The organism is Vibrio sp. V39_P1S14PM300, from assembly GCF_009904765.1.
GTDB classification, from domain to species: domain Bacteria; phylum Pseudomonadota; class Gammaproteobacteria; order Enterobacterales; family Vibrionaceae; genus Vibrio; species Vibrio proteolyticus.
On record NZ_WXWP01000091.1, the window covers coordinates 1 to 8,801 of the forward strand.

At 50.9% G+C, this 8,801-nt stretch carries 13 protein-coding genes; 2 read left to right on the forward strand and 11 right to left on the reverse strand.

Going from position 1 to position 8,801, the window contains the following annotated elements:
- Nucleotides 1–42: 42 nt before the first annotated feature.
- From rpsL to fkpA, 6 genes are all read right to left on the reverse strand, one after another.
- Complete coding sequence (gene rpsL / locus CAG65_RS04190; protein WP_004399892.1) at nt 43–417, reverse strand: 30S ribosomal protein S12; 375 nt, start codon at nt 415–417, stop codon at nt 43–45.
- A gap of 206 nt (nt 418–623) precedes the next feature.
- Nucleotides 624–899, reverse strand: a complete 276-nt coding sequence (tusB, locus tag CAG65_RS04195) for a sulfurtransferase complex subunit TusB (protein WP_021707399.1) — start codon at nt 897–899, stop codon at nt 624–626.
- Between the two features lie 9 nt (nt 900–908).
- A complete protein-coding gene (tusC, locus tag CAG65_RS04200) occupies nt 909–1,265 on the reverse strand; it encodes a sulfurtransferase complex subunit TusC (RefSeq protein ID WP_021707398.1) in 357 nt (118 codons plus the stop codon).
- Nucleotides 1,262–1,657, reverse strand: coding sequence for a sulfurtransferase complex subunit TusD (gene tusD, locus CAG65_RS04205; protein ID WP_174377450.1), 396 nt, complete (start codon nt 1,655–1,657; stop codon nt 1,262–1,264). The genes tusC and tusD overlap by 4 nt, the downstream gene beginning before the upstream one ends.
- Nucleotides 1,654–2,376 carry a helix-turn-helix transcriptional regulator gene (locus tag CAG65_RS04210; RefSeq protein ID WP_040903285.1) on the reverse strand — a complete coding sequence of 241 codons (723 nt, stop codon included), beginning with the start codon at nt 2,374–2,376 and terminating at the stop codon, nt 1,654–1,656. Before CAG65_RS04210 ends, tusD begins: the two co-directional genes overlap by 4 nt.
- A 181-nt stretch (nt 2,377–2,557) precedes the next feature.
- The gene (fkpA, locus tag CAG65_RS04215; RefSeq protein ID WP_161452395.1) at nt 2,558–3,367 is read right to left on the reverse strand and encodes an FKBP-type peptidyl-prolyl cis-trans isomerase; all 810 of its coding nucleotides are present in this window, start codon (nt 3,365–3,367) and stop codon (nt 2,558–2,560) included.
- A 137-nt stretch (nt 3,368–3,504) separates the two neighbouring features.
- Between fkpA and CAG65_RS04220 the strand changes: the two genes are divergently transcribed.
- Nucleotides 3,505–4,488: a WD40 repeat domain-containing protein gene (locus CAG65_RS04220; protein ID WP_161452404.1), complete on the forward strand. Its 984-nt coding sequence runs from the start codon at nt 3,505–3,507 to the stop codon at nt 4,486–4,488.
- On the forward strand, nt 4,488–4,715 hold the full coding sequence (locus CAG65_RS04225; protein WP_021707393.1) for a SlyX family protein: 228 nt from the start codon (nt 4,488–4,490) through the stop codon (nt 4,713–4,715). The genes CAG65_RS04220 and CAG65_RS04225 overlap by 1 nt, the downstream gene beginning before the upstream one ends.
- Nucleotides 4,716–4,723: 8 nt before the next feature.
- On the opposite strand, the gene CAG65_RS04230 is transcribed toward CAG65_RS04225, so the two are convergent.
- The 5 genes from CAG65_RS04230 to hfq all read right to left on the reverse strand — a co-directional run.
- Nucleotides 4,724–4,909 carry a DUF2065 domain-containing protein gene (locus CAG65_RS04230; protein ID WP_161452397.1) on the reverse strand — a complete coding sequence of 62 codons (186 nt, stop codon included), beginning with the start codon at nt 4,907–4,909 and terminating at the stop codon, nt 4,724–4,726.
- 75 nt (nt 4,910–4,984) lie between these two features.
- Entirely contained in the window at nt 4,985–5,965 is a 981-nt protein-coding gene (gene hflC, locus CAG65_RS04235) for a protease modulator HflC (RefSeq protein ID WP_021707391.1), read from the reverse strand.
- Between the two features lie 2 nt (nt 5,966–5,967).
- The gene (hflK, locus tag CAG65_RS04240; RefSeq protein ID WP_021707390.1) at nt 5,968–7,158 is read right to left on the reverse strand and encodes an FtsH protease activity modulator HflK; all 1,191 of its coding nucleotides are present in this window, start codon (nt 7,156–7,158) and stop codon (nt 5,968–5,970) included.
- A gap of 45 nt (nt 7,159–7,203) precedes the next feature.
- Complete coding sequence (hflX, locus tag CAG65_RS04245) at nt 7,204–8,493, reverse strand: ribosome rescue GTPase HflX (protein ID WP_161452399.1); 1,290 nt, start codon at nt 8,491–8,493, stop codon at nt 7,204–7,206.
- A gap of 43 nt (nt 8,494–8,536) precedes the next feature.
- The coding region (hfq, locus tag CAG65_RS04250; protein WP_161452401.1) for an RNA chaperone Hfq at nt 8,537–8,801 on the reverse strand (265 nt) is incomplete at its 5' end.

Consider the following 8,801-nt stretch of genomic DNA (forward strand, 5'->3'; position numbering starts at 1 on the left):
GTGTTTGGCCTTACTTAACGCTTTCTTTATAAAAAAGACGCATTAAGACTTAGGACGCTTCACACCGTACTTAGAACGACCTTGTTTACGGTCATTTACGCCAGCACAGTCAAGTGCGCCGCGAACAGTGTGGTAACGCACACCTGGAAGGTCTTTAACACGACCACCACGGATCAGAACAACACTGTGCTCTTGAAGGTTGTGACCTTCACCGCCGATGTACGATGTTACTTCAAAACCGTTTGTCAGACGTACACGACAAACTTTACGAAGTGCTGAGTTAGGTTTTTTAGGTGTAGTAGTGTAAACACGAGTACATACACCACGTTTTTGTGGGCACGCTTCTAGTGCAGGCACGTTGCTTTTAACAACTTGCTTTGCACGTGGTTTGCGTACCAACTGGTTAATAGTTGCCATTAACTAGCTCCTGATTTACTTGAAAGTAAGCTTTGTGAAAAATCTAATCCCCAAACACCAATGGTAATTAGGGACGCAAAATTCTATGCAGCAGTGGGATGTGTGTCAAGAAATATACAGATCTTTTTTGCGCAAAATTTACCCACTCGGGCCAGGCACGAGCAGCACGCCGCCCTTGCGACGACGTAGGTTCAGGTCGTGCGCAATCAATCCCAGGTCATGGTGTGCGTGTGTGCGGCTGTCAGATCAACAAATCCGCTGTAGTCGACCACCGTCACTGACGGGCTGATGCGGTTGCTAATCGCACGCGCTTGCGCATCGGCGTGCAGTACAAAGGCGGTAAACGGCATCAGTAAACTGAAGTCCTGATGCTGGCCATTGGCAGCGTACACGGCGTCTTCGATCAGCAGCAGAGCGTCATCACCAGAGACGTACTGCACCGCTTCACTCAGAGCGCGGCAAGATTTGATCATATGGAGCATACTACCACCTTAAAATGTCAGGATTTTACCAGCCTGAGTGAGACGCTGTGCGATTTGCTCACGCGTCAATCGCTCGGCATGCAGCACCAAATCGGCCTGAGCCAAACCACGTTCGCTCAGCGATGACTGACAAACATACACCTGCTCAATGTCGTACAGATCAAACAGTTTCAACATCGGCGCATAGTTTTTAGCGAGAATGTCATCGGTCTGTTGGCCCTGCAACAGCTGTAATACGCCATCCCCGAGGAAAATCACGCTGATGTTTTCACAATACGCCGATGCGGCCAGCAGTGCATCGATGCCTTCGCGGCCGGCATTACTGCCATGTGGCGCCGTGCGAAATAAATAGGTTAACAAACTCAAAACTGCACCACTCTGTCCTGGGTCAGCAAAGCTTCCGCCAGGCTGCCTAAACCGGCCTGATGAAACCCATCCGCCAGGTTATCGGCGCTTAAACCGTGTTGGGCCGCTTCGTCCTGACCGACAATGCCCCGGCGCAGGGCAGCCGCCACACAGGTTTCCAGACGCACGTTGTGTTGACGGGCCAACGTCTGCCAGGCGTTGCTTAAATCAAACTCATCATTGGCCGGTACACTTAAACGGCTGCCATTGCTCACACCTTCCCGATAAAAAAACACACTGCGAAGGGTATGACCTTTCGCCAACAATGCGCACGCAAACTGATAGGCGCTGCGGGCTGACTGGGTGCCATACAGCGGTCCGTTGACCACCAGGGTATAACTCAGCGCCATCAACTTTCGTCATCCTCAGTTTTGCGCTGGCGGATATACAGATAAACGGTGTGTTTCGAAATATTGAGGCGATCCGCAACACGGTTGATCGCATCCTTAATGTCAAAAATCCCCTTATCGTACAACTCCATCACGATCTGACGATTCTTGGTGTTATTGGACACCGATTTGTCGGCATTGATCTCTTCAATGGTGCGTTCCACCGTCTGATCCACCAGCTCTTCGACATCACTGGCAAAGTTGACCGAAGAGGCGGCCTGCTTGGCCTCTTCGGTGGGCATAAATGACTGTAAGACCTGAGAAAACGGCGCGTCCAGATTCACGTTGATACACAGAAGACCAATCACCCGGTTGTCGCCATTACGAATCGCCACTGTGATCGACTTCATCAACACGCCGCCTTTGGCCCGGGTGAAGTAGGAGCGAGAGAAATTACGTTCTGAGCCTTCGATGTCTTTGAGCATTTTCAGTGCCAGATCCGTGATCGGCGAGCCGACCTGACGACCGGTGTTCTCACCGTTGGCAATCTTAATCGCAGAGGTATTCAGATCCTCCAGAGAGTGGAGCACAATCTCACAGAACGGGCCGATCAGGCTGGCAATACCATCGACCACCGCCTCATACGACTTTAAAATAATTTTGTCATGATCACTGAACGGCATCACATTGACGGATTCCATTTCGAGCAACATCTCGGTATTCAAGCTTTCTGTCGTTGTCACTGTTGTCTGGCCTTAGAGCGAAAAATCAACAAATTGACGTAAGTTTATCAGAAATTTTGAATATCACCTCCCTCTAACTCGCCGACTAGTGATTTAGGACAAATATTTATTCACGCTTTCGCCGTGACACGGGCACAAAAAAGGCCTGACATTGTCAGGCCTTAGCGACGTATGCTGCCGATTACTGCGCGGCGCTGTCGGTGGTTTTTTCTGCTGGTTTTTCCACTTTCAGCAGTTCAACTTCAAACACCAACGTTGAATTCGCCGGAATGGTTGGTGTGTCTTGCTCGCCGTAAGCCAGCTCTGGCGGGATAACAAACTCAAATTTCGAGCCGACTGGCATCAGTTGTACACCTTCCGTCCAGCCTGGGATCACGCGGTTCAGCGGGAACGTCGCTGGCTCACCACGATCATAGGAGCTGTCAAACTGAGTGCCGTCGATCAAAGTACCTTTGTAGTGCACTTGAACGGTATCGGTCGCTTTTGGCTTCTCACCCGTGCCAGGCTTCAGCTCTTTGAACATCAGGCCCGATTCAGTGGTTTTGACGCCGTCTTGTTTCGCAAATTCGGCACGGTACTCATCACCGGCTTTTTTGTTGGCTGCTGATTTTTCGTCAGCCTGCTTCTTCATGGTTTCAGCTACGCGCTTATCCAAACCTTCCAGAGCGGTACGTGTGTCCTGTTCATTCATTTGCGGTTTACCGGCAAACACGTCTTCAATACCTTGCAGAACCAGCGCTTTATCCAGTTTAATGCCCAGTTCGCCCGGCTTCTCAATGCTGGTGCTCAGGTAGTTGGCAAACGAAACACCGATGGCATACGCCGCTTTATCATCTTCGGTTTTGAATTCAGTCGCCGTCGTGTCAGCGCTTGCTTGCTCGGTCTGTTCTGCAGCCGGAGCAGTGGTGGCTTTCGGTTCTTCTTCTTTCTGACAGCCAACCGCTAGTGCGACAGTGGCCGCTAGCAATGACACTTTAAAAATAGATTTCATTTATTTCTCCAATTGATTGGCTAAGTGTTTGTCATTGTGCACAAATCTCTGCTTAAGACTGGAGTGCCTGACGTTGTTGTACCAATATAGCCATATGTATACCGATTGTCTTTACACCAAGCGGATAATTAGACTTGATGCGAATAATTTTTCATAGATTCCTGCTGGTTATTGTCATTAGCATGTTAAATGGCTGCTTCTTCTCCAGCAGTGAAGAGCAAAAATGGGAGCTGGAGCCAGATGGCACCACCGCGTTCGCGCTGAGCCGCGATGCCCGGTTTGCACTCATTTATTCCAAGCAGCATCAGTTGGTGCTGTGGGATCTGTACGCCAGTGAGAAACTGGCCGATTTGGGCGCGCAGGATCCACAGGCGAGCACTGTGTCGCGCATCCGTATTGCCGATAACGGGCGCTACGCGATCACCGCCAGCCAGATCAATTTCGCGGTGTGGGATCTCGGCTGGTCGCAAGCCAAGGGCTTGTGGTCGATTTCCGACGGCTTAATCCGCGATGTCGATATCTCTAATAATGGCGAGCGCGCCCTGTTGGGGTTATCCAACGGTAAAGCCATTTACGTCAACTTAGTCACCGGACGCCGACTGGAGTTCCTGGCGCACAATGAAAAAGTGAACAGCGTCGCGTTGTCGCCCAACGGGCGCTACGCACTGACGGGCGGCAACGACTATATAGCTTACCTGTGGGATACACAAAGTGGCAAAATACTGCGTAAATTTGAACACGAACAACGCATCAGTCGGGTTGCGCTGCAACGCGATGGTCTGCTGGCGTTTACGTCGGATGGGGGCAATCAGGCACTGATTTGGGATTTGCGTACTGGTGAACAGGTCTCCCGACTGCGTTCATTCTCACGCCAGTTGATTTTCTCAACTGCTCGTTTTTCCGATGACGGTCGCCGTCTGCTCACCGGCACGCCTTCCAGTCGGATCATGGTCTGGGATACAGACAGCGGCAAACGACTGGCCGGTTTTGAAGCGGAACCACGTAAAGATACTCGCCCTCCCCGTGCAGTCGTGTATGATGCTGCCTTTGATAATCAACACCGGGTCGTCAGCGGGACATCCGCCGGCATTGCCCAGGCGTGGAAAATGGATGATGAGTGATGACAGAAAATTACGTCCAGCAGCTTGAGCAGCGTATCAACGATATGGAATGCCAATTGGCGTTTCAGGAACAGAGTATTGAAGAATTAAACGCAGCGCTGAGTCAGCAACAATTGCTGATCAGCAAAATGCAGGAACAGATGAAGTTCATGGTCGGTAAACTGAAGACGATGGATACCTCACAACTGGCCGACCCATCGGAAGAGACTCCGCCCCCGCACTATTAAACCATCGCTTACCAAACACAGTAAGCGATCACCGCACCCGCGACGACCAGGCAACCGCCTATCCGGCGTAACTGGTTGTCGGGTTGCTGGCTCAGCTGCGCCACCATATTCCGCCAACCATTTGGTGCCAGTAATGGCCCCAACCCTTCAACGATCAGCACCAGGCCAAATGCCAGCCATAATGATTTCGCCATGTGTTTCCCCATTATCGCGATGACCAAACAACAAAGGCTCCTTTTCAGGAGCCTTTGACATACTATCGGACGCGGTTATTTTTGAACGGCGCCGTTGGAGTCTTTCATGTAACGGAAAAAGTCGCTCTTCGGATCCAACACCAGAATGTCGCTCTTCTCACTGAATGACTTCTCATACGCTTTCAATGAGCGCAGGAAGGCAAAGAACTCCGGATCTTTGCTGTACACGTCAGAGTAGATCTTCGCTGCTTGTGCATCCGCTTCACCGCGGGTCACACGGGCAGTTTTGTCCGCTTCGGCCAGAATGGTCGCCACTTCCAGCTCCGCCTGAGCACGGATCACTTCCGCTTTCTCACGACCTTGTGAGCGGTGCTTACGCGCCACAGATTCACGTTCAGCACGCATACGACGGTAAATCGACTCACTGATCTCATCCGGCAGATTGATTTTCTTCATACGGAAATCTACTACGCGAACGCCAAGGTCTTTCATTGCACTTTCACGGGTGTCATTCAACACTTCATCCATGATTTGATCACGCTGACCATCGATTTCCAACGCTTCTTTGGCCGCTTCGGTGGTCACCACATCCGCGTCCGCACTGTCTGGCAGCACGTCGTTGTTACGTGGGCCCGAGACGATCTGTTTGATCTCACGTGAACCGATTTCAGAACGCAGAACATCGGTCACTTTACGTTCCAGCAAGGCTTCTGCGGTCAGAGTGTTACCGCCACCGGTTGCTAGGTAGTACTGACCGAAATCTTCAATACGCCATTTCACGTAAGAGTCGATGATGACGTCTTTTTTCTCAGAAGTCACGAAACGGTCTGAACGGCCGTCCATGGTCTGAATACGGGCATCCAGTGTTTTAACGCGATCAAACAGAGGCAGTTTGAGATGCAAACCCGGTTCGTAGATGTGAGACATGTTCTGATCGTCTTTCAGCACTCGGCCAAATCGGATCACAATACCACGCTCACCTTCCGGAATCACAAACAGCGACATCAGCATCAGTGCCAACACGAACACCAATAGAGGGATCATTAACTTACGCATTCTTAGTATCTCCCTTGACGTGAACCGGTTGAACGAGATGAGGAGTCAGACTGAGACGCGTCACTGCGCTCAGATTCAAGCTCGATTTTGTCATAGCTGGACGATGCCTTACTGCTGCGTTTGGTGGAGCCCTGACTGTCTTGTCCGGTCAGTTTATCGATCGGCAGGTACAGCAGGTTACCGCTGGAGTTAGAGTCGATCAGCACTTTTGACGAACGAGAGTACACTTCCTGCATGGTATCCAGATAGAGACGCTCACGAGTCACTTGCGGTGCTGCCTGATACTCTGGCAGTAGCTTATCAAACTGGGCCACCTGACCTTCCGCCTCATTGATGATGCGTTCGCGGTAACCCTGCGCTTCTTTCTTCAGACGTTCAGCACGACCGGTCGCTTTGGGCAGAATCTCGTTTTTGTACGCTTCCGCTTCACGGATGAAACGTTCTTCATCCTCACGCGCGGCAATCGCATCATCAAACGCATCTTTGACTTGCTCTGGTGGACGCGCGGACTGGAAGTTGACGTCAACAATCGTCAGACCCATGTCGTAGCTGTCGATGATGTCGTTCAGCGTTTCCTGAGTGCTTTGGCGAATTTGCTGACGGCCACTGGTCAGAATGCTGTCCATCAAAGAGTCACCAATCACAGCACGCAGTGCCGAATCTGTCGCCTGACGCAAGCTGTCGTCTGCGTTGGTTACCCGGTACAAGTATTTGTACGGATCCGCGACACGGTACTGAACATCCATCGATACCGTGACCACGTTCTCATCTTTGGTCAGCATCAAACCGGATGCGCGTAGCGAGCGAATCGCCTGTACATTAACCGGGGTCACTTCATCGATAAACTGTGGGCGCCAGTTCAGGCCCGGATCGACGATACGATCGTATTTACCCAGACGCAGTACGACACCACGTTCAGCTTCACCTATGGTGTAGAAGCCGGAGAATACCCAGATTGCCACGGCAATTGCTGCGATGACGCCGAAACCCAGCGCACCGCCACCACCGAAGGACGGGCCTTTGCCTCCGCCTTTCTTACCAAACTTTCCACCCAGCTTTTGACTCAGCTTGTTGAAGACTTCATCTAAGTCTGGCGGTCCTTGATCACGACCACCACGATTATTGTTATTACCCCATGGGTCTTTATCGCGGCCTTTATCGCCGTTGTTATTACCAGGCTCATTCCACGCCATTAGAAAGCTCCATCATTAGATATGACGTTATACTGTAGCAGTCCTTTAAGTAACTATAAAGTCACGTAAAACTACCCCTTCTCTTTTTTCAAGTCTAGACCAATCTACCTGTTGCATTCGGATATCGATCAACAGATTACCGTCCGGATCGTATTCTTCGTTCTGAATACAGTTCATCTGGAAGAACGTACTGCGCAACCGGCCCTGATATTGTGGCGGGATTTTCAGACGGTACTGCACCATCTGACTGGCCAGACGTTCGGTCAGTGCATCAAACAGCAGCTCAATACCACGGCCTTCCATCGCCGATACCCAAACGGTACGCGGGACGCCTTCCTCATCCCTTTCTATACGTGGCTGTTGATCGTCCAGATTATCGATTTTGTTCATTACCACGAGTGCGGGCACTTCGTGGGCATCGATCTCTTCAAGCACTTCATGAACAGCTTGAATATTCTCACGAAAACGGTCGTCACTCGCATCGACAACATGTAACAAAATGTCAGCTTCCTGCGTTTCTTGTAACGTCGCTTTAAAAGCCGCGACCAGATCGTGTGGCAGGTGACGAATAAATCCAACGGTATCGGCCAGGATCGCGGTACCGACATCATCCAGTTCAATCTTGCGCAATGTCGGATCCAGTGTGGCAAACAACTGGTCAGCGGCGTACACCCCCGCTTCCGTGATTCGGTTAAATAGGGTCGACTTCCCCGCGTTGGTGTAACCCACCAGCGAGAGCGTCGGAATTTCAGCTCGGTGTCTTGCTCGGCGCCCTTGCTCACGTTGCTTGGCCACTTTTTCCAAGCGTCGCAAAATCGCTTTAATGCGTTCACGCAACAGACGACGGTCTGTTTCTAACTGCGTTTCACCAGGACCACGTAAACCTATCCCCCCTTTTTGTCTTTCAAGGTGGGTCCAACCACGGATCAGACGGGTGGAAATATGACGTAACTGTGCCAGTTCGACTTGCAGCTTACCTTCATGGGTACGTGCGCGTTGAGCGAAGATGTCGAGGATCAGACCGGTGCGATCAAGCACGCGGCACTTACACAGTTGTTCCAGGTTACGTTCTTGGGCAGGAGAGAGGGCGTGATTGAATATCACGATATCTGCACCAGCTAACTGCACCGCTTGTGCAATTTCCTGGGCTTTACCCTCTCCAACGTAGTATTTAGGATGAGGTGCCTGACGACTACCGGTGATCACCTGTAGTGTCGAGACACCCGCGGAAGAGACCAGCATTTCAAATTCGCTCAGGTCTTCCCACTCTCCTTCTTGCGTGAAGTTGATATGAACAAGTACGGCTCGCTCACCGGCTTCATAACGGTCAAACAAGCAATCAACTCCTTAAGTTTTTACAGATCAAACGACTCAGAGATTACTCTTCAGACGTTTTATCTTGTTGACGATCAGATGGTGCACGATCACCACTGTGGTGGCTCACTGGGCGAGCCGGAACAACGGTTGAGATCGCGTGCTTGTAAACCATCTGATTGACGGTGTTTTTCAGTAGAATAACGAACTGGTCGAACGATTCGATTTGACCTTGCAGCTTAATACCATTAACCAGGTAAATTGATACAGGGATACGTTCACGACGTAGTGCGTTTAAGAATGGGTCTTGTAGAGATTGCCCCTTAGCC

Coding starts and splice junctions, on each gene's coding strand:
- rpsL (WP_004399892.1), bottom strand. CDS start 417: ATGGCAACTATTAACCAGTTGGTACGCAAACCACGTGCAAAGCAAGTT.
- tusB (WP_021707399.1), bottom strand. CDS start 899: ATGCTCCATATGATCAAATCTTGCCGCGCTCTGAGTGAAGCGGTGCAG.
- fkpA (WP_161452395.1), bottom strand. CDS start 3,367: ATGAAATCTATTTTTAAAGTGTCATTGCTAGCGGCCACTGTCGCACTA.
- CAG65_RS04220 (WP_161452404.1), top strand. CDS start 3,505: ATGCGAATAATTTTTCATAGATTCCTGCTGGTTATTGTCATTAGCATG.
- CAG65_RS04225 (WP_021707393.1), top strand. CDS start 4,488: ATGACAGAAAATTACGTCCAGCAGCTTGAGCAGCGTATCAACGATATG.
- CAG65_RS04230 (WP_161452397.1), bottom strand. CDS start 4,909: ATGGCGAAATCATTATGGCTGGCATTTGGCCTGGTGCTGATCGTTGAA.
- hflC (WP_021707391.1), bottom strand. CDS start 5,965: ATGCGTAAGTTAATGATCCCTCTATTGGTGTTCGTGTTGGCACTGATG.
- hflK (WP_021707390.1), bottom strand. CDS start 7,158: ATGGCGTGGAATGAGCCTGGTAATAACAACGGCGATAAAGGCCGCGAT.